General features: G+C 49.9%; 15 protein-coding genes. 5 read left to right on the top strand and 10 right to left on the bottom strand.

Features of this window, described 5'->3' with window-relative positions:
* Nucleotides 1-126: 126 nt before the first annotated feature.
* The 4 genes from KI362_RS00240 to KI362_RS00225 form a co-directional block, all read right to left on the bottom strand.
* On the bottom strand, nt 127-1,065 hold the full coding sequence (locus tag KI362_RS00240) for an ABC transporter permease (RefSeq protein ID WP_301623990.1): 939 nt from the start codon (nt 1,063-1,065) through the stop codon (nt 127-129).
* The gene (locus KI362_RS00235; protein ID WP_301623989.1) at nt 1,062-2,108 is read right to left on the bottom strand and encodes an ABC transporter permease; all 1,047 of its coding nucleotides are present in this window, start codon (nt 2,106-2,108) and stop codon (nt 1,062-1,064) included. The genes KI362_RS00240 and KI362_RS00235 overlap by 4 nt, the downstream gene beginning before the upstream one ends.
* Complete coding sequence (locus KI362_RS00230; protein ID WP_212938170.1) at nt 2,101-3,663, bottom strand: ABC transporter ATP-binding protein; 1,563 nt, start codon at nt 3,661-3,663, stop codon at nt 2,101-2,103. Before KI362_RS00230 ends, KI362_RS00235 begins: the two co-directional genes overlap by 8 nt.
* A gap of 136 nt (nt 3,664-3,799) precedes the next feature.
* Nucleotides 3,800-4,927: a BMP family ABC transporter substrate-binding protein gene (locus KI362_RS00225; RefSeq protein WP_301623986.1), complete on the bottom strand. Its 1,128-nt coding sequence runs from the start codon at nt 4,925-4,927 to the stop codon at nt 3,800-3,802.
* Between the two features lie 243 nt (nt 4,928-5,170).
* On the opposite strand from KI362_RS00225, the gene KI362_RS00220 reads away from it, so the two are divergent.
* Nucleotides 5,171-5,944, top strand: a complete 774-nt coding sequence (locus KI362_RS00220) for an AraC family transcriptional regulator (RefSeq protein WP_301623985.1) — start codon at nt 5,171-5,173, stop codon at nt 5,942-5,944.
* A 29-nt stretch (nt 5,945-5,973) separates the two neighbouring features.
* Here KI362_RS00220 and sigK read toward each other — a convergent pair whose 3' ends face one another.
* Nucleotides 5,974-6,672 carry an RNA polymerase sporulation sigma factor SigK gene (gene sigK, locus KI362_RS00215; protein WP_044479583.1) on the bottom strand — a complete coding sequence of 233 codons (699 nt, stop codon included), beginning with the start codon at nt 6,670-6,672 and terminating at the stop codon, nt 5,974-5,976.
* Nucleotides 6,673-6,891: 219 nt separating this feature from the next.
* On the opposite strand from sigK, the gene KI362_RS00210 reads away from it, so the two are divergent.
* Complete coding sequence (locus tag KI362_RS00210; RefSeq protein ID WP_044479584.1) at nt 6,892-7,413, top strand: ClbS/DfsB family four-helix bundle protein; 522 nt, start codon at nt 6,892-6,894, stop codon at nt 7,411-7,413.
* 479 nt (nt 7,414-7,892) lie between these two features.
* Here the strand turns inward: KI362_RS00210 and KI362_RS00205 are convergent, their stop codons facing one another.
* The 5 genes from KI362_RS00205 to KI362_RS00185 form a co-directional block, all read right to left on the bottom strand.
* Entirely contained in the window at nt 7,893-8,177 is a 285-nt protein-coding gene (locus tag KI362_RS00205; RefSeq protein ID WP_301623982.1) for a hypothetical protein, read from the bottom strand.
* Between the two features lie 262 nt (nt 8,178-8,439).
* A complete protein-coding gene (locus tag KI362_RS00200) occupies nt 8,440-11,346 on the bottom strand; it encodes a glycoside hydrolase family 48 protein (RefSeq protein WP_374705604.1) in 2,907 nt (968 codons plus the stop codon).
* A gap of 105 nt (nt 11,347-11,451) precedes the next feature.
* Nucleotides 11,452-14,196: a glycoside hydrolase family 9 protein gene (locus tag KI362_RS00195; protein ID WP_301623980.1), complete on the bottom strand. Its 2,745-nt coding sequence runs from the start codon at nt 14,194-14,196 to the stop codon at nt 11,452-11,454.
* Nucleotides 14,197-14,419: 223 nt separating this feature from the next.
* On the bottom strand, nt 14,420-15,937 hold the full coding sequence (locus KI362_RS00190) for a response regulator transcription factor (RefSeq protein ID WP_301623978.1): 1,518 nt from the start codon (nt 15,935-15,937) through the stop codon (nt 14,420-14,422).
* Nucleotides 15,938-15,952: 15 nt separating this feature from the next.
* On the bottom strand, nt 15,953-17,701 hold the full coding sequence (locus KI362_RS00185) for a cache domain-containing sensor histidine kinase (protein ID WP_301623976.1): 1,749 nt from the start codon (nt 17,699-17,701) through the stop codon (nt 15,953-15,955).
* A gap of 197 nt (nt 17,702-17,898) precedes the next feature.
* On the opposite strand from KI362_RS00185, the gene KI362_RS00180 reads away from it, so the two are divergent.
* The 3 genes from KI362_RS00180 to KI362_RS00170 all read left to right on the top strand — a co-directional run bounded on the left by KI362_RS00180 (nt 17,899) and on the right by KI362_RS00170 (nt 20,998).
* Nucleotides 17,899-19,218 carry an ABC transporter substrate-binding protein gene (locus tag KI362_RS00180; RefSeq protein WP_301623974.1) on the top strand — a complete coding sequence of 440 codons (1,320 nt, stop codon included), beginning with the start codon at nt 17,899-17,901 and terminating at the stop codon, nt 19,216-19,218.
* 77 nt (nt 19,219-19,295) lie between these two features.
* Nucleotides 19,296-20,168, top strand: a complete 873-nt coding sequence (locus tag KI362_RS00175; RefSeq protein WP_044479594.1) for a carbohydrate ABC transporter permease — start codon at nt 19,296-19,298, stop codon at nt 20,166-20,168.
* Entirely contained in the window at nt 20,168-20,998 is an 831-nt protein-coding gene (locus KI362_RS00170) for a carbohydrate ABC transporter permease (protein ID WP_044479595.1), read from the top strand. The genes KI362_RS00175 and KI362_RS00170 overlap by 1 nt, the downstream gene beginning before the upstream one ends.
* The last annotated feature ends 113 nt before the right edge of the window (nt 20,999-21,111 follow it).

The raw sequence follows: 21,111 nt of genomic DNA, 5'->3' as shown, positions 1-21,111 counted from the left end.
CGCTAATTCTTTACTGACGACTTCGCTAACACTTTAGGAGTTGAACGGATGAAAGTACACTAGTGGCAACTCAGAACTCTTTATACTCCTGCCTTTTTGTGTAGCTTCTTAAGTTCAACTTACAAGTTATTTAGCAGATATCTTTCGGTTCTTCTTACGCGTCTCGGAAACCGCATAGATGACTAATCCCACTACCGTCGCTACATAAGGCAGTGTGGCGATTAGCTCCGCAGGAATCTTCAATACCTGGAAGGCGTTGGATAGCGCATCTGCTGCGCCAAACAACAATGACGTTAATGCGGTCCCTGCCGTTGTGCTTCGTCCCATCGATTCAGCCGCAATCGCAATCCAGCCGCGTCCGGCAATCATATCTCTTGTGAACAGGGATAAGTAGCCCATGGACATATAAGCTCCGCCAAGTCCGGCAAAGAAGCCGCTGAGCAGTAGGGCTGTATATTGAATCTTAATCACACTGACCCCTACAGATTGTGCCGCATGCGAGTTCTCACCGACAGACCGGATACGCAAGCCCAGGGAGGTGCGGTTGAGCAGATAGTAAACAACGAATACCGAGATAATGGATATATAGGTCAGCACATGATGTCCTGATAGAATTTGACCCACTACAGGGATATCCTTGATCAGGGGAAGCTCAAGGCTGGGCAATACCTTGCTCGGCAAGGAGGTGGACGATCCCTTGTCCCCGCTAAGCAGGTACAGGATGAACACGGTGCCGCCGGAAGCAAACATATTAATGGCAATACCGCCTAAAATAATGTGCGTTTTGAATTTCAATGTGAAATAGGCTAGCAAGCCCGCAATAAGTGTGCCAGCGAGCACGGCGCCCAGCAGGCCTACCCAGGCGTTCTGAGCGTAGGAACTGACGATCACGCCTGTCAAGGCGGATACAAGCATGATCCCCTCCATCCCGATATTGATAATACCGGCACGGTTGGAGATTAATGCGCCTAATGCTGCAAATAAAATGGGTGTGGTTACCCGCAAGACGGAGAAAGCAAAATCTGTTGTCAAGATCACATTGAACAAGCTGTCCAGACCATTCATGCTTCACGCGCCTCCTTCAGCAGCATCCGATTCTTCCAGAATTTCAGGAATTGCTCGGCCGAGATCAGTAAGATAATGACGGCTTGGATAATGGAGATCATTTCAGCAGGAACATCAGACAGGCGGGCCATCAGATCAGCGCCAATCCGAATATAGGCCAGGAACAATGCCGAACCGATCACCGACAAGGGGTTGTTCTTGGCCAGCATAGCGACCAGAGCACCATCCAGACCATAGCCAGGCAAGGCTGTCCATTGGAAGCGGGTATACATCCCGAGCACTTCCACAGACCCGCCCATACCTGCAATAAAGCCTGCAAGCAAGTGAACGAGAATAATCACCTTGGCCGTCTTCATTCCAGAGTAGCGGGCAAAGCTGCGATTAGCTCCCGTCATGCGAAGCTCATAGCCCCATTTCGTTTTATACAGAAAGAAATGAGCAAGCACGATAAGCACCAATACGATGATTAAGCCCGTATGAATCCGTGTGCCCGGAATAATTTTATCGAGCAAGGCCGTTTTCTCAAATTTAAATGAGACGTTGGCAAACGCCTTTGCATCCCGTAGTTGATAATTTAACAGATACAGGCCAATTCCAAATAAAATATTGTTGAACATTAAGGAGGTCACTAGCTCATTCGCATTCCATTTTGCCTTCAAGATACCCGGGATGGCAGATAAAATGGCACCTACGATCGAACCGGCAAGGATAGCAACAACAGGATGCAGGAAGCCGCCCAGCGACCAGTGAATGGCAATCGCTGACGCCACGACGCCAGAGAAATAGAAAACCCCCTCTGCACCCAGATTGAACATATTCGCACGAAATAGCAATGAGACTGCAAGTCCAGTAAACATCAACGGAATTGCCATCTCAATCACATTTCCGATATGTCCCTTCGAGTTGAGCGGCTCAAACAGAAAAATGCCGATCGTTTTTACGGGATTGTCGCTAACAAGCGCAATAATAAGAAAAGCAATCACAAGCGCAATCAAAATGACTGCTGTTGTTCGAAACGTCTCGAAATATTTGGATTTAAACATGACTCAGAGCCCTCCTGATCTGCTGTGCATCCTGTCGCTTGATTCCCAGCATGTAGAGCCCAAGCTCCTCTTCACTCATGCCGGAAGGGTTCTCGATATAGGCAACGATTTGTCCTTCATACATGACTAGCAGGCAATCACTAATTTCCAGCACTTCATTCAAATCGGCAGATACGAGCACAATGGCACTCTGCTTCTCTCGCAGCTCCAGCAGCTTCTGGTGAATTAACTGTGCCGCCCCGACATCAACCCCGCGTGTAGGCTGTTCCGCGATTAACAGCTGCGGATTGGCTGAGCATTCGCGAGCCACCACAACCTTTTGCATATTTCCCCCCGAGAGCATTCCGATCGGCTGCTTGGGGCCTGAACAACGTATTTTGAAATCCTCAATCAAGCGCGTGGCCATTTCCATGACACTTGAACCCCTCAGAAAGAAACCTTTATTCATGGCCTTGGAACGATAGCGTGTAGAGATCAGATTGTCGGAGATACTGGCCTCTGCAGCTGACCCTTGGGACATCCGGTCCTCAGGAATATAAGCTACGCCAAGATTTCGAATGGTCAGAATGTCCGCTTCCCGTATCTCCGTTCCTTTGACCTGCACAGCGCCGTTGCTGGATACCCCCTGAAGTCCGCCCGTCAGCGCCTCAATCAGCTCACGCTGCCCGTTGCCCTCAACCCCGGCAATCCCGACAATTTGTCCGCCGTGTACTGTAAAGTTCACATCGCGCAAAAGGGAGTTGCCCTGCCGATCGCTCACATTCAGCTCCTGCACGGTCAGCACAGGCTCTTGAAGCGCTACGTTGGGCTTGTCGTATTTCAACACAACATCCCGCCCAACCATCAGACGGGAAATCTCCTGTTCGCTCACATCCGCAGTCTGGAATACACCTTCACTGCTTCCGCCCCGCAAAATCGTAATTCGATCACAAATCGCCTTTACTTCCTTGAGCTTGTGCGAGATAAACACGATGGTATGACCATGCTCCTTAAGCTGCTGCAGCTCACGAAACAATTCCTCCGTCTCCTGGGGTGTTAATACGGCAGTTGGCTCATCCAGGATCAGAATCTTGGCGCCGCGAAGCAAAGCCTTCAAAATCTCGACCTTTTGCTTCATCCCTACCGTCAAATCCTCAACCTTGGCTTTCGGATTTACCGCCAGATTATACTTGCGGGCCGTCTCCTCCGTCATCCGGATCGCCTCCGCATAATGAATGCCCAAGCCCTTGCGGGGCTCCATGCCGAGCACCATATTTTCAGCAACCGTAAAGGAAGGCACCAGCATAAAGTGCTGATGGACCATCCCGATTCCCCGATCAATGGCATCCTGAGGGGATTGCAGTCTTACTTTTTCTCCCCGGATATAAATTTCGCCTTCGCTCGGCTCCTCCATTCCGAAGATCATTTTCATCAAGGTCGATTTTCCTGCGCCATTTTCACCTGCCAGAGCATGAATCTCCCCTTCGCGCAGAGAGAAATTCACATCCCGGTTAGCCACGACCCCATTGGGGTACACCTTTGTAATCCCGCGCATTTCCAGCAAAGGAGTTTCCATGGTAGAGCCTTCACATCCTTCTAACTTGAAGATTAGTAAACTGAAATACCTCTTAAATCGTTGAAAAAATAAGCAGCTTGAAGCCCCTCATGTTGAAGGACTTCTTGCTGCGCTGAATGACAGATTGTGCGTATAGTTATGGTTTAACGGCATTCCGGATCGCTTCAACCTCGGAGGTTTCCATCCCCATGGCGTTATCCACTTTAATTTCTTTGTTAATCAGCTTTTGCTTCACTTCCTCGATCTTCGCTTGAACATCTTCCGGGAAAGCGGCTGTATAAATCTCATTTTCCGCGATGCCGACACCTTCTTCTACAAAGCTAAGAATGTCACGTTTGCCCATTTCCAAGGTGCCCTCGCTCAGCCTCTTCACTGCACCCAGAATGGCGGAATCAATCTTTTTAATCGCCGAGGTAACGATCAGATTCGCTTTTTCAGGATCCGTATCCTTCAGCAGCATCGCTTGGTCGGAATCGACGCCAATCGCGTATTTTTTCTTTTCCTTTGCCGCGTCAAAAATCCCAAGGCCTGTACCGCCGGCGACATTGAAGATAATATCTACACCCGAATTATACTGGATCAGAGACAATTCCTTGCCCTTTGCCGGGTTAACAAAATCACCTGCATAAGAGACCGCCACTTTAACGTCAGGATCAACATACTGGGCACCCTGGATGTAGCCAACCAGGAAAGCGTTAATGCCAGGGATGTCCATGCCGCCGACAAAACCAATGACATTGTCTTCGTTAGCATGTTCCATATCCGACTGGGTAGCATAAGCTGCCGCAGCCCCTGCCAGGAAGGACACCTCATTGGTTGCATAAGTCATGCTGTACACGTTGTCCGGAGCTTCTTCAATATCTGTATCATAGTTAATGAATTTTTTATCAGGATTTGCTTCTGCTACAGCGTTGAACATTTCAGTAATCTCAGATCCGCCAGAAATAACCACATCCCAATCCTGAGCGGCAATATCATTGTAGGTAGGCTCCCATTTGGTCTTGTCCGTTCCCATCTCAACCACTTTGGTTTCTGCACCAAGCTCTTCCTTAACCTTGTTCAAACCATTATTTGCCGCATCAAAGAACGATTTATCTCCAAGCGTACCCGGAATCAACAAAATAACCTTCAAGTTCCCATCCTGGCTTGTCCCGCCGTTGGAATCGCTGTTTCCGGTTGAAGCCTGATTGTTCGTGTTGCTGCCGCATGCAGTTACCAGCACCATTACCATCGCTACCAGCAAAACCAGTACATTCTTTTTCATTTTTCCTTCATCGCTCCTATTTCCGAATAAAGTATTTTTTTCATGGGACCTTTGCAGATTTTCACGACTCATTTCCGAACATGGTTGCCAGCCTAGTTGAAAAACTTCCGTCTAATTGATAAGATCATAACAAAAATGAACACAAAAAATTATAAGAATTCGGTCAATTTTTTATACGATTCGGCTAATCATGCCGCGCAGATTCTACAGGACATTGAATTTCTTACTTCAGGGAGGTGCATTATGGATCGTGTTCTTTATATTGTAAATGCTATTCATGAGCCTAATACGCATATTCCCCCGCATCAGCATGAATGCTATGAACTCGTATATTACGTTAATGCATTAGGGACCTCCAACATCGGCGCGAAAAATTTTCATTACCGTACATCCTCGTTTGCTATCATCCCCCCTGGTTATAAGCACGATGAGAAGCATACGCCGGATGCGGAAGCGGAGGTGCTGTTCATTGGCTTTCTCTGCGATAACTCCCGCCTGTCCAACCTTGCAGGTGTGTATGATGATGACAAGGAGCACACCGTACTGCAAACCTTACTGCGAATCAAGCAAGAATTTCAGCGCAAACGGGAAGGTTTTGCTGAGTTGATGAACCTGCAGCTCGGAGAAATCATCGTTCATTTGCTGAGAAATGTGGATGACGGCCTGTCCTCCTTACCTGCTGAGGATCGTATGCAGTATGTCATGAACTATATGGATGAGAACTTCCTGCAAAGGCTGACAATATCCAGCCTGTCGGAGCTATCCGGCTACAGCTACGATCGTTTTCGCCATCTGTTTAAAGAGCGCTACCATTTATCCCCGCTCCGTTATCTTTTGCTAAAACGCCTGGATTATGCCAAATCATTACTGCGCCATACACAGCTTCCCATCTCGGAGGTATCGGCTGCTTCCGGGTTTGTGAACGATGCTCAATTTTGCAGCATTTTCAAAAGAGAAATCGGCTTAACCCCGCGCAAATTCAGAATACAGCACAAGGGGCTGGACCCGTTACATTAAACGGCCAGCCCCTTAGGGTTGAATGCTCTCTATTTCTTCTTATAAAACTCATGATACAACTTCATGAGCGCTCTCTTCTCGATCCGCGACACATAGCTCCGGCTAATCCCGAGCTCCTTGGCAATTTCGCGCTGGGTCCGTTCTTCTCCCCCATGCTCCAGCCCGAATCGCCCTTTGATTACCTCTTGCTCTCGCTCATCCAGGATGTCGAGGTTCTGGTAGATCTTGCTCTTTTCCAGCTTCAGTTCAACATGGTCCGCCACTTCATCATTATCACTGCCCAGAATATCAATCAAGGTGATCTCATTTCCTTCTTTGTCCGTTCCAATGGGATCATGCAAAGATACATCTTTGCGGGTTTTCTTCAGCGACCTCAGGTGCATAAGAATCTCATTCTCTATACATCTTGCTGCAAATGTCGCCAGCTTCGTCCCTTTTCCGAGCCGGTAGCTCTCGATCGCTTTGATCAGACCAATCGTCCCGATGGAGATCAGGTCTTCGAGGTCTTCGCCGGTGTTGTCGAATTTTTTGACAATATGCGCAACCAGCCGCAGGTTGTGCTCAATCAGCAAGTTGCGGGACACAGGATCGCCCTGGGCCATTCTTTCCAGGTGCTTCGCTTCCTCCTCCTCCGTTAGGGGCTGAGGGAAGGCGTTATTCTTCACATAAGAGACGAGCAGCGTCAACTGTTTGATGAACATGGCAATTGCAGTAAACAAACCAGGCATTGATGGCACCTCCTGCTGGATCACATAACAATGAATATAACCTCGCTTCTTTCTGGCTCATTTCATTGTATGTGGGCCGAGGCCCAACTGTGCCTGTACGGAGGGAATTTATCCGCTTTGTGATCAAATGATGACTTTTTGAACTGCCTTGTTAAACTGGACATCCTGTTGTCACATTCCTATGGTATAACTAGGATAAAAAAGTAGGAGTGAACGAATATGGCAAGCTATGTATACGAATCAAAACAGGAGCTTATGGAGACTATACATGCTCTGTACTTGTTATTGGATGGAGAGTTCGATGACGTGAATCCCGGGGAAAAGGATGTACGAATTCCTGAGGTGGACCGGACTCCTGCAGAGATTATCGCTTACCAGCTGGGCTGGATGCATTTGGTGATGGGCTGGGATGAGGATGAACGAAAGGGCAAGGAGGTAAGCATGCCCGCTCCAGGCTTCAAGTGGAATCAGCTTGGCGAGATGTATCAATCATTCTATGACGAATACGCCGCTTTGACACTGCCCGAGCTGCGCAGTCAATTCCGGGAATTAGAGCAGCGATGGCAGCAGTGGATCGACACGTTCAGCGAGGAAGAATTGTTCACACAGGGCCACCGCAAGTGGACAGGCAACAAGGACAACTGGCCGGCAGCCCGCTGGATTCACATCAATTCGGCAGCGCCGTTCAAGACGTTCCGTGCCAAAATCAGAAAGTGGAAGAAGTACAAAAAAACTTCATGACCTATCGGTCACTGCCGAGTATGAAAATAAAAGCCTGATTCAAAAAGGAATACGCATCCGATACTGGTCATGACAGGTCAAAGGTCGATGCTTTTTTGGTGACACCAAACCCGAATAAAAAACAGCCCTATTGCAACGTTGAAAACCGCCGATTGTTGCCTGAGCACGTGTATAAAGTCGGTATTCCCTTCTGAAAACCATTTGGGTTCGTGGGCAGCGGTTTATCCAGGAAGTAAGGAAAGCGCTGGTATGAGAGTGTCAGAACTTCAATCCACGCACCTACATAAGGTGCGACTCCGCCCCAAATGAGCCCGCGCCCTGCAAGGGCTCAGAGGTCCAAAAGTGCAAATCTCGTAAAAAGGCTGCTCCAAGCATAGCAAAAAAGGGGCTGAAATGCCATGATCCCTTACGGGGCGAGTGGTGCGAATCTCCCGGAAAAATCATGTGAGCTTGGGATTCGCACCAGAGTATTCCCCCCCTTATTTACTATTCACTTCTTCCATTATACCAATCATCAGTTGGATACCATCCTTCACACCTTGGGTATATAGCAATTCATGTTCAACAGCTTGTCTGAATAGATGCTTGTCCTCCCATTCCATATAATCTGCCCCCTTCATTTTATCCTCACCAGGAAACATCCCTGCAAAGGCGCTTCGCTCTTCGGCCCGAATCTTACGCCATTCTGACTGCCGTTCAATATCCGGCATAATTAAGTCCAGCCTTTGACGAATTGCATTAAGGAACCATATAGGAATCGTCATACGCCCCTCCTTTCAACCCTAGCAGGGCTATAGCTCATATTCTCATTATGTAAGATTCCTATAATTTATTTAATGAGTTGAGAAGGTAGTATTTTTCCGTCTTTTAAAGGATGACTTCATCCCACTCAATCCACCTGCTTATGCTAAAATGAACCTATCCTTACCTACTATTAATACATAAAAACAGCAGGTCCCGGCGCAATCAATCTAGTGCCAGGACCCACCGTTTTTTCACCCTATCAAGAGTTAGCGTCGCGAAAGGTTAGGGCTCTATCCCCCACACCAGGCTGCCGCCAAGATAGGCGGTCACCTTGTCCCAATCCGCATAAGAAGTCTTCGACGCATCACGTGAATAATCATCCGCTTCCGCATAATTGGACCAATCCGATTTATTGATACGAATCTGGATCTCCCCGGAATCCTCTCCCGGCGCCAGAGTCCCGGCATTTGGAGCAAAGGCTATTTCAAAATAATAGTCTGCTCCAGGTAACGCAGGTTCCAGCTTCACGAAGCTGCCGCTCACGTTCCCGCTGCCCACGACCGCATAATCCACATTAAACTGCTGAGAGGCGTCTCCATCAATCGTATAGTAGTAGCGCACCTTCACATCGCTCAGCGATACCGTCTCGGTTCCGTTATTCACGACCTTGAATTGCGCCCGAATCTGGTTATCATTCTCTCCCGTGTCATCCGTTCGGTACTGAACCTTCAATTCACCCGTCGGGATCGGCTTGGAGTTCGGCGTGGCACTGACCTCGGCCGAATCCGGGCTGGTTCCTACCGCATTGGTGGCACTAACCACATAGTAATAGGTGGTATCATTGACTACGTCAAGGTCCGTGTAGGCGTTCGTAGTCACCGTAGCGATTGGGCTATAGGCCCCGCCGCTCACCTCGGCACGCTTGACCGTATACTCTTCCGCCCCAGAGGATTTGCTCCAGCTTAACTCCACTTGGGCATCCCCGGAGACGGCCTTCAAATTGGCTGGAGCTTTGGGAGCCACCGGCTCCACGGGACCTCCGCCTCCCCCCTGAATCAAGCGGGCATATTCAGCATAAGCCGTTGCCATATCCACTTGAGACCAGAAGCGGTGGTAGACGAATTCAGGAGCTCCGTCGTCCCAGGTTTGGGTTTGCGGATTCCATGAGTTCGTATACTTGTCCAGCAGATATGCCCACTGCGAATCATTGACAATGTTTGGACGAACGTCAACGTAGCTGGCATAGACACCATTGCCGCCTTTCGATGGATCGGATGGCACGGTGTCATTGCCCGGAATGGTATTTCCTTGACCAAATATACCCGTCCAACCATCAGGGAAATAGATTTCTTTCGTGAAATAACGGTTGTAATCGCCACGCTCTTCTGTCGTGACAATGCCGATGCCGTCATTGTAGTTCCATGCCGTATCCAGCAAGGCTTTGGCGAGCCCTTCCGCCTGCGAGCCCAGCGCTGTGAAGCTGCCTTCTTCGGCCTTGGTGGCTGCTGCGTAGAAGGTAAGCGCCTTGATATAACTGCCAAGCACGCCGGTATCTTGGCCCGGATTCTTTGTGACGACATGAAGATTAGCATTGCCGGTGTGATTACTAAAGCCGCTCCAGTTGTCAGGCTGGCCGGACCATTCCAGATTGCTAGGAATCCAGAATTCGCCCGGAGCCGGGACGGTAGCAATTTGCGGATCGTCTCCCCAGAGCACACGATTGCCTTGCTGATCCAGATAGTAGCCATCGCTATCGGTGACAGGACGCTGGTCAGTAAAGACGTAATCCATCGACCAATCAACCCAGTTCTCCGTGATTTGCTTGGCCATTCTGAAGTTATCCGAGCTAGTATCTCCGCTGGAGGCCAGGATATAATAAAGCTCGGCGATACGCTCTACTCCCCAGGCCTGCATACCAAACCAGTTGTTGGATGGCGGGTCATGATATACCGGGGCATCGTCGTAGGCCATGCCATAGAACGTGCTTGTCCCGGCTGGGTAGGACTTGTAAGCGCCATCATAACTGTTGGTAGCACCGCCGGCTATCGCTCCCTCGCTGGATTGCAGCCAGGTATAGAATTCCAGTTGGCGTGAGAGTGAAGTCGCCCAATCCTGACCGGCTGTTGGCGAGTTCGGGATCAAGCCGCTGTCAGGATCGGAGAGTGCATACGCAGCCACCACGTTCTGGTAGCCCTGATGAGCGTGGCTGGCCCCGATGCGCCATGCCCAATTGCCTGTATTGCCAAGGCCTCCACCCCAGGCCGTATACCAGGCCATCAGATAATGGCTGGCATTCTTGCCGTTGCCTGCGGAGGGACTTCCGTCCGCAGCGCTGCCGATTTCCTGAAAGTACTTGTCATACATACCGTAGCGCAAGTAATCTCCCATTTTTTTCGCTTTTTCAAAATAGACCTCATTGTCATAACCGAGTGACTTGGCCCAATACATGGCCTGAATCGCACGAGCGTCAGCATCGGTGGCGTTGGTGTAGCGCCATTGTGCCGCCGGAGCATTCGCCTCCTTGGTGAACAGGGACATGAAGCCTTCCCCTGCCTTGCCAAAGGTCTTATCATCCTGGGAAGGATGCGGCACAGCCTCCCATACCGATTCCTGTTCCCCTCTTTGGAAGGTATTCACATAGGTAGCGGTATGATCCGGATTGAGCAAATTGCCGTATTCGTACCAGTCGTCCACGTCGAGAAGCCAATGCATCAGATACGTCTGGTTATTCCCGTAGGTGGCCTTGAGTTCAGCATCCAGCGGGTCTCTGCCCGCTGCATATTGTCCGCTGAGCTGACTCGGATATTGATCAGGTTGACCATATTCCGCAGCATAGGTGGCCGGGCTGTTCGGATTGTAGTAGCTCATGGTCGGCTGCTCTTCCTTGCCATCGCCTTCATTGACCGGGATGATGTATTTCTCCATGTTATCCCAAGCGGCCTCTAGCGGCTCCCAATCTCCCGTGTAATGCCCATACAGGACCTCCAGCCATAGCCAGTAGCTATAGGCCTCGGAGGTCGTCATATGTCCGTAATCGGGTGCTTCGCTGATCAAGGTCTCGATAGAGTGATAGGGTATGCCTTCCGAAGAGAAATAACCGTTGCCTGGATCCTTCAGTTGAGTATACAACTGCAGGAAGCGAGTCTCTTCAGGCGATGCGGCCTGAGCCTGCGTAGCCGCTCCGAACATCCCTCCTGTAAAAAGTGAGAATGTCAATGCTGTCGATAATAGGAATGAAGCTGGTTTCCTGAAAGCCTTGGACAGTATCAATGTGATCATCCTCTCAAATATAATTTAGGGTTCAATGCCCCATACCAAGGAGCCGTTCTGATAAAGGGTTACCTTATCCCAAGCAGCATAGCTTTGCTTGCTGCCATCGTAGGAGTAATCGTCGAGCTCATTGTAATTGGTCCAATCGCTCTTATTGATGCGAATTTGGATATCGCCTGTGCTTGCGCCAGGAGCCAGAGTACCTGCAGCCGTGCTAAAACCAACCTCCACGTAATGATCAGCACCGGTCACAGGATCAGGCAGGCTGACAAAGGTGCCCGTCACATTGCCACTGCCAACCGCAGCATAATCACAATGGAATTGCTGGGCCTGGTCCCCATCAATCGTATAATAGTAACGCAGCTTCACTTGGTCGAGCGGGATAGCTTCCTCCCCATGGTTTTGAATGCGGAATTGCGCCCGAATCTGGTTATCTCCGGCCTGGGTATCGCTAGTGCGGTATTCAAGCCCCAAATCCCCCTCCACCGGAGCCGGAAGCTCCCGTGGCTTGGCGCTGACCTGGCCCGAAGGGGAGCCTTCACCAACCTCATTTCTCGCTGCAACAACATAGTAGTAAGTCACATCGTTAGTTAAACCGCTGTCCGTAAAGGAGGTACTCGAAGTCACTTCAACTTCGATGTAGGGGCCGCCGCTCGTTTCCGAACGTTTGACCACATATTCATCCGCACGGCTAACCGCATTCCATGTTAATTGCACAAGCCCGTCTCCTGCCTTCGCCATTACTCCCCGGGGAGCCGCCGGTACGGAGGGGATGCCTGGGGTGCCTCCGCCAGATGGAAGCTCGCCAAACACTTGAACTCCTCCATCGAACACCGGAATATAAGGCGTCTTGACTGGCAATGAACCGATTGTGGATAGGCCTTGATAAGAAAAATCATTGCTGTTGTCCCAGAAGGCGGTATTCAGCGGAGCTGCAATCCGGAATTGCACTTCCTTACGGAATGCCGACTGTCCGCCCGGATATATTGAGGTTCCTGTAAAATCGACCTCGGTGTAATAAATATAGTTGTCCTCATCAAAGGGCAGCAACTGCGACACAGTAGCTCCTTGATTGTAACCACCGGCCGTGACGGTTACATCTTCCGGACCATACCCGGCTGCGATCACTTCCTCCAGGTCAAGATAATAATGGAAGGACATATCGCTGCTGGCACGCGCCGGCCAAGCTGAACGGTTGTTAAGCAGGGCACGAATCTCAATGAAATTGCTCCCGCTCGCATTCACCGAAGCCTCGACAAACATCTCATCTTCGCGCTCCTCAGGTGCCGGGAACGAAGCTAGCGGCTGATCGCCTTCGCCGTGCAGCAGCATCATTTTGGCTAATGCTCCGGTAAATCCGCCGTTATAATCCGTGGCCACCTCATTGGAGACATAGTCGCTAATGGAGTCTGTATAGGCATCCGTGACGGACGGGCCTCCGACCAGCGCTCCATATAAAATATGACGATGATTGGCCGGCTCGTTCTGACTGTCGCTCCAAGAGCCGTGAGAGGTCCGGTGATGCGGATGCTCCGGGCTATTGTTGCCGTACCCGATCACATAGCTGCTTTGTCTCGGGTTATCGCCCAGCATATATAGAATCTGTTGTTCTGCAAATGAGCGGGCCGTCTGCTTGCTCACAGGATCACTGACCCAATCGGAGTATACAAAGGCCAGGAAAGCCTGATTCGCGGCATATCTCAGCGCTCCCCATTGGTCCAGGTGAGCCAGCCCGCCAGGCGTATAGTTGACGCGTTCGCCGGTTCCGCTCACCCCGGTTGTCCAGAATTGCATACTCTTCTCGGTAGATTGGACGAAGCGCGAGTCATTGGTGATCCGTGCCAATAGCAATTGGGCGCCGTAGTGCTTGTCATCCCAGGCATGGGTCCATTTGTAGTCCCAGTTGCCCTGCTGATCGGTTCCCCACTCATCACTAGCCGCAATCGCCTGATCCAAATAATCCGGATCATCGGTAGCCAGGTAGAGCCACACAGCAGCCCAGCTCAATTCATCAGCATAGCCGCTCCAGGATTGATAGAACGCTCTGGCATCCGTAATGCTATCCGAGTATTTGCCCCGATACTGATCTGCGAACTGATACAATTCCTTCGCATGTTGAAGCAGCAAGGCCGAATAACCCGGATCGCTATCCTTGAAAATAATTGAGGAAGCAGCCAGCGCGGCAGCCGTCTCCCCGGCAAGATCAGAGCCCGGATTCGCCGCATCAATCTTGTAGGCCGGCCGGGCCATCGGCATAACCTCTGCCGGACCCCACCAGTTATGGTCCGCCGTCCCATTGCCCACTTGTCCCCACAGCTCGTTCGGGGCCGTATGCGCCTTGATGAAATAATCCGTAGCCCAGCGGATGTTATCCAGAATTTCGTCCAGCTGTCCCGCTCTTTCATAGCCCTCACGATACTCGTACACCGACCAGGCCAGCATAGTAGCAGTGGCTGCCATCGGGAAGCCGAATTTCACATGATCTCCGGCATCGTACCAGCCGCCCGTAAGATCAACCCCCACGTCCGCACCGTCCTGAAGCCCCGAATCCCCGCGCCATTCCACCCGGTTATCCTCCGGTAATACTCCTGAACGCTGCGCCTCATAGAAATAAATAGATTTTTGCAGAGCCTCCGCATAATTGTAATCGGAAGCCGATGATGGCGATGAAGTAGAAGCCAAGGTAGAACTTGTCCCAAAATTCATAGATGTAAGCGCTAACAAAACACTAAGAACCAGAACACTTCTTTTCTTGAATCTTTTACCCATAACAGTTTACTTCTCCTTTCTGAGTAAAGGTTTCTTGACCCAAAGCTTCTACTCACCTCCTTGAATTTAAAAGTAGTGGAGCGTCTCTGTTAAATTTTAATAGAATCAGCTCCTGTCCCTAATATATCATATAATGCTAATAAATTACATAAATAACAGTAAATTTACTGGAAATTTTTTATCAGTTTTATTGATGAAGTCATAGATCGCGATTTATACGAATCTATCCCTGGCTCTGATGCTTCTCCTTATACTCCGTCGGACTTAATCCGGTATATTCTTTAAATACTTTGGAGAAATAATGCTGGTCGCTAAAGGACAGGGCATCCGAAACCTCCTTCACCTTCATATCGCTTCTGTCAGCCATCAGCCTGCAGGCTTCAGTGATTTTCAAACGGGTGTAATACTGCACAAAAGAGCTCTGCGCACATCTCTTCATAATTCTGCTGACATAGGAGGGGCTCACATGAAACTTTCGGGCGATATCCGTAATTGAAAGCTGAGAGTATAAGTTGCTTCGGATGTACTGATCAAGCTGCCGGAACAGCTCCTCCGGACTTTTACGCCGAAGGGATTGCAGCTGCTCGAAGACTTGCTTCAACCAGGCCTCGAATCGGCTGCAGAAGTCTTCATAACGATCCGCGTTCAACAGATGACTGGCCTCCTTTTCAATCCTTACCCGAATGTCGGCGTCCAGTTCTGCGCCTGCTTGCAGGAAGGCTCCCTTAAGCGTACGGATAAATCGCTCCAGCTGAGCCAGCCGAGCGTCCTCCTCCGCCCATCTGGACAGTTGCTCCTTTCCCTTCAGCAGAAGCTGCTCCTTGCGATATCCCCGCAGCATCTCTGTAAAGCTTGCCAGAAGCTCTCTCTCCATGCTTTCCTGATCCGTGTCGGCGGCCGATTGAAGGACCGCATGGTCTCCATCCACAGCGATACTTTGCTTGATTCGCAGACGCGCCTGAAGCAGATCCGACATTTGGTGATAGACCCCCTTGAGCATGCCCGGCTCCAGCGACTGGCTCCGCCCTGCTATAGATACGGGCAGCCCGATCTGCTCCAGATGCTTGCGCAGATTGTTCATGCACTCATTCAAAGAGCCATAACCCTCCATCGCCGCCTTTGGAACGACAGCCAGCATCTGCTTGGGATTCCAAGACGGGTAAACCCAGCAGCCATGCGGTTTAAAGAATTCAGCCGCATGTTGCTGAACAGCTTGTCTGCTCCAGTCTGCACTCCCCTTGGAAAAAGGCTGCTTTTGCAATATCAGCAGGATATTCCCGTAGAGTTGAAGCCCTTTCCGATCTGTATCCGGCACTTCCCGCAGATCAACAATTTCCTTCCAGCTCTCAAGCTCTTCATGGCCCTGGCTGTTGAGCTGCTCCATTGCCCGCTCCATTACCTCCGCAAGCTGCTTACGCTCCACCGGCTTCAGCAAGTAGTCGAAGACCTGCAGGTTAATCGCTTTACGGGTGTACTCAAAGTCATTATAGCCGCTAATAAGAACCGCAAGCAGACGAGGATGAAGCTGTTTGGCTTGCTCGATGAGTGCGAGACCATCCATTTTAGGCATGCGGATATCCGTCAGCAGCAGATCAAAGTGCTGTTGACGGATCAGTTCCAGTGCTTCTTCTCCATTTGCAGCCTTGGCGGCAAGGTCCAGCGGCAGTTCCAGGGAAGTGAGCAGAGATTGAATATTCCGCAATATCGGCTTGCTGTCTTCCGCAATGAGTACTCGATACACGATCCCCGCCCCCTTTTAGTAGAATTCTCTTGTAAGGGAGCCGATAATCTGAACCGTAGCCCCCTCTTCTCCATCCGCATGATTAAAGATATTAAAGAACAGCCGGTTCTGGTACATCAGCTTCAAGCGATGAACACTGTTGACGATGCCCATATTACCGATCGACACATGGTCGTCCCTTCCTTCAAGGACTCCTGAATCCGTTATCCCGAGACTATCTTTGATCTCCTCGAGCTTGTCCGGATGGAATCCTGACCCGTTATCCTTAATCTCCAGCACCCACAGTCCATTAAACTGCTTGACCGTAATCTTGATCTGCCAGGGAGGGCTCTTTTCCAGAAAAGCATGCTCAATACAGTTTTCGACGAAAGGCTGAATCGTCAGCCTTGGCAACTGAATGCTGTGCGACAAGGCGTCCGCATGAATCTCCCAGACGAGATCCTCTTCATACTTCTGCTGCACCAAAGACAGGTAATGCCGGGTATGCTCCAGCTCCTCCGCCAAGGTGACATGAGCATAAGGAGAGGACACAATATACCGGAGGCTGTCTGATAAATGCTTGCACATGTCCGATACGAGATGACTCTTCCCCTCTTGGGCCGCGATACTGATCAAATAAAGGACATTGTGAATAAAGTGAGGGGCGATCTGGGCCTGCAGCGCCGAATTCCTCGCCTTCACCTCTTCATGCAAGGCCGCCTTTTCCCGCTCAATCGATTCCTGCAGCCGGTTCATCAAGTCCTGAAAGGCCTCGTTCAGCAAAATCAATTCATTATTTTGACGCCGGGAGTAATCCTGTTTAATATTCATATTGCTGTAGCTAAGCCGCCATATCTGACTGCGCAGCCTGCGAATCGGGAGCAACAGATTGCGGGTAGACAAATAAATATATACGAACGAAACCAGCATTAATAACGTAATGAGCAGAACGGATACTTTGATAATCGAATTGATAGGCCCGGTCACATCCTGCTTCGGAGTAACGAGATAGGCGGTCCATCCAGTGCTTGGAGATTGGTGATAGGAAATGTAGTTCTTATACGGGTCCACATATACGCCTTGTCCGTCCGTAACGGCTGTCAGTTGAATATGTTCATCATCGGAGCTGCCAGATATCCTGTTCCCGCTTCCATCAAGCACATACACCGCACCGAGGGCTGCCCCTTGCGTAATCTGTTCGATATAGGACTCATCCAATTGAATCGATAAGTACCCGTACACCCGGCCATTCTGATTCGAAATCGCACGGATAAAGGACAGATCGCTGTCCTGATGACGCAGCAGGAAGCCGACACCACTCCAGGCCGTATCTGCTCTTCCGTCAGCCAGCGGCAGCTCAAGGGTCTGCGGGTTCGTCTGCAAGCCGATATAGGCAACAAGCGGATTGCCCTCCAGATCGTAAATGGTCATATCCTTGATATTCATTCGCGGTCCAATGGCCTGAAACATAATATCCAGCAGCCTTCGGTTCTGCTGCAATCTTTCCACCAACGGCACAGACTGATTCCTCTTCTCAAGAATCGCGAATACATCCTTGCTCGCCAAAATTCGCTGTGACAGCTGATTCTGGCTGTCGATATAGACATCAATCTGCCCGCTTATACCGGCGGACGTCTCGACTTTTTCCTCCAGGGTCCTCTCTTTCAAGGGGGTGATCACCATCTGGTTCACATAGATCATGAAGCACCCCAATACAAACAGCAGCAGGATGACAAGCGTCAAGAACACTCTTGTTTGAAGACTAAAATGAAATCGGTCCATCATCCTCCTGATCATGGGCAGCCCCTCTCTCTCATCCTGCACTTTGCATCAAATGTACCATTATTCCACAAAATTTGACAATGGCTTCAAGTTCAGAATTTTACACATCATTTGTCATGCACAAACATGTACCCTGTCGGAAATCCATTCTATACTTTACCTGTAAGCGCATTCAAATAGAGGTTAGGGGGATGTTCTTTATGAGAAAAGGAAGGAAAGCAGCAGGAATACTCACCGCTGGATTATTGATCCTCGCATTGACCGCCTGTGGTTCCGGAGGCTCCAAATCCGGGGGTGCGGGAGACAACTCGACAGCTAAAGAGAGCAGCGGAAAAAAGGTAACGATCGAGCTGGCCATTTCCAAAAGCTCGCAGGACTCGGCCTTTATTCAACAGGATCTGCTTGATGAATTTGAGAAGCAGACCAATATCAAGGTGAATCTGCAGTTGATTCCCGCTGAACAGACAACAACCGTGCTTCAGACCAAACTCGCCGTTGAGGAAGCGCCTGACATTATCCAATACAACCTGGCCAGCGCTACCACGGATCTGAACCTGGAGCGCAACTTCGAGATTCTTGATGACGAGCCTTGGGCCAGCCGCCTATTAAACAAGGATGTGCTGTCTGCCTATGGACACATTTACAGCTTCCATGTCAGCCAAGATACCGGGATGCAAGGTGTCGTCTACAATAAGGACATCTTCGAAGAGCTGGGTCTCTCCATTCCGAACAACTATGAAGAATTTCTGGCCGTATGTGAAAAGATCAAAGAGAGCGGCACCACGCCTGTCTTTATGCCATACAAGGACAATTGGGCGATTAACATCTGGCCGGCAGCTGCATTTGCAGATTTTGTCTCCAGAACCGACCCGACCTTCTTTGACGAACTGAACAACAACAAGCGGAAATGGTCGGACATTCCTGAATTCCAGACCTTCCTGCAGCAGCAATATGACATCTATAAAATGGGGTACACCAACACCGACGTCCTCAGTGACAGCTATGACATGGCCGTAGGCAAATTCCTCAACAAAGAAGTCGCTATGATGTTCATGGGGGATTGGCTGATTGAAGGGGTTGCACAGCAAGATCCTGACATGAGATTGGGTGTCTTCCCGATCCCGGCCATCGACAACCCTAGTCTTGGAGCCAGTCCGCTGGGCGGACAGCTGTTCATTCCGAAGACAGCCAAGCACATCGAGGAGGCTAAGAAATTCCTGGACTTTATGGCTTCCAAAGAAATTGCTCAGCAAATTGTAGATTCCAAGGGATATGTATCCAACTTTAACGATGTAACGACACCGGCTTTGCCAGAGTACAAGCAGGAGATCGTAGACCTCTACATTACCCCGAAGAGAACGGTCCTGACCACAGATGCTTACATGCTGGTTGACCGTAACGAATTGTACCGGATGCTTCAAGATCAGTTCGCGGGAGGCTTGACGCCGGAAGAGCTGCTCAAGGCATGGGATGAGAAGTTTAATCAACTGATGGCAGACAAGCAGGTTCCTGGCTTCTAAAATAGACAGTGCAATGGCAGCATAATTTCTGCGGAAGCGGAGCTTGTGCTGCCCCTGGCACAAATGGGGTGTGAGAAATGAAGACAACCAAGCAACTCTACTCTTATTATCTAGTGTTGCCTGCTTTGTTGATTTACTCGATTTTCTTCGTCATACCTGCCTTTGCAGGCTTCTACTATTCCTTCACGGATTGGCGGATGGATCGGTTGACCCTGGAATTCATCGGCTGGAACAATTTTCGGACCATTTTTTCAGATAAAACACTGATCCTCGCCCTCAAGAACACGTTGATCTTCGCAGTAGTGACCGTGCTCGGCAAAAATTTAGTCGGAATTGCGCTCGCGGTTGCTTTAAATATGAAGCTGAGAACCCGCAATCTTCTCCGCGCTATTTTTTACTCACCATCGATTCTTAGCATTCTTGTGATCGGAATCATCTTTACGCCGATTTTAAGAACAGAAGGTACGCTGAACCATGTATTCGATACGCTCGGGCTTCACTCTCTATCTCAAGCCTGGCTGACCAACCCGAATATCGTCGTCTTCACCATTGCTATGATTTCAATATGGCAGCATGCCGGATTCCAGATGGCGATCTATTTGGCTGGCCTGCAGTCCATTTCCAACGAATATTACGAGGCCGCCACGATTGACGGTGCAGGCTCCTGGAAGAAATTCACGAATATCACGCTTCCTTTGCTGCTCCCTGCCATCAACATTAACGTGATGCTCACCCTGATCGGCGGACTCAAAGTGTTCTCCGAGGTCTTCGTCCTTACCGGCGGAGGACCGGGCAATGCTTCCCAGGTAGTGGGCACCATTATTTTGCGTGCCTTTGGAGAAGGCAATTGGGGCCTGGGCACGGCCATCAATACCTTGCTCTTCGTCGCCGTCACCATTATTGCGATTCCGCTGTTAATCTTTATGCGGCGAAAGGAGGTTGCTGAATAATGGGATTCTCACGTAAACTCACAATCCGCAATTATATCGTTGAAGGGTTCTTGCTGCTTTCTTCCCTGCTGATCTTGCTGCCCGTAATGATCATGATTATCGGCTCCTTCAAGACCAGTGCTGAAGTATTGGACTTCTCCTTGAAGTTCCCCAAGAAATGGATGTTCTCCAACTATATGACGGTGTTTAGAGAGGGAGGCATCGGAAGGGCCTTCTTGAATAGTGTTGTAATCACGGGCATCTCATCCGTCATCAATATTGTTGCTTCCTCGGCTGCATCCTTTATTTTGGCGCGGCGGGAGACCAAATTCGCGAATACCCTGTATATGTATTTCTTTATGGGGCTGATTGCCCCGATGTCCACCATCACTACGATCCGCATCGTCCAATGGATGGGCTTCTATGGCAGCGTCACTAGCGTTATTCTCATTTACGCCTCGTTAAATACGGCCTTTAGCGTATTTCTGTACAGCGGATTTATCAAGACCATACCGAAGGCGCTGGACGAGGTTGCCTTTCTGGAGGGTGCAGGCGTCTTCAGTGTATTCTTCCGGATTGTTACCCCGTTGATTCTGCCCGTCAATGCCACTGTCGCAATCATGGTGTTCATGTCGGTCTGGAATGATATTACAATTCCGCTCTACTTCTTGACCGACAGCTCGACCTGGACCATGCCGTTATCCATCTACAATTTCTATGGCAAGTTCAGCCGGGACTGGAATCTGATCTTCGCAAATCTGGTGCTGACCTCGCTACCGGTCTTTATCCTGTATTTGTTTGGTCAAAAGTATATCGTCAGCGGCTTAACAGCAGGTGCGGTCAAGGGCTGAGCAGCATAAAAGAGGGGCCCAAAAGTCGGTCAGCTTAGCTGATGAACTTTGGCGCCCCCTCTTTATTTGACAGCGATCGTAAGCACACTTCACACGTTGCCTCCAGTGTACAA

The sequence above is a fragment of the Paenibacillus apis genome (assembly GCF_018333295.1).
Lineage (GTDB): Bacteria > Bacillota > Bacilli > Paenibacillales > Paenibacillaceae > Fontibacillus > Fontibacillus antibioticophila.
This window is presented reverse-complemented; position numbering and strand designations above follow the sequence as displayed.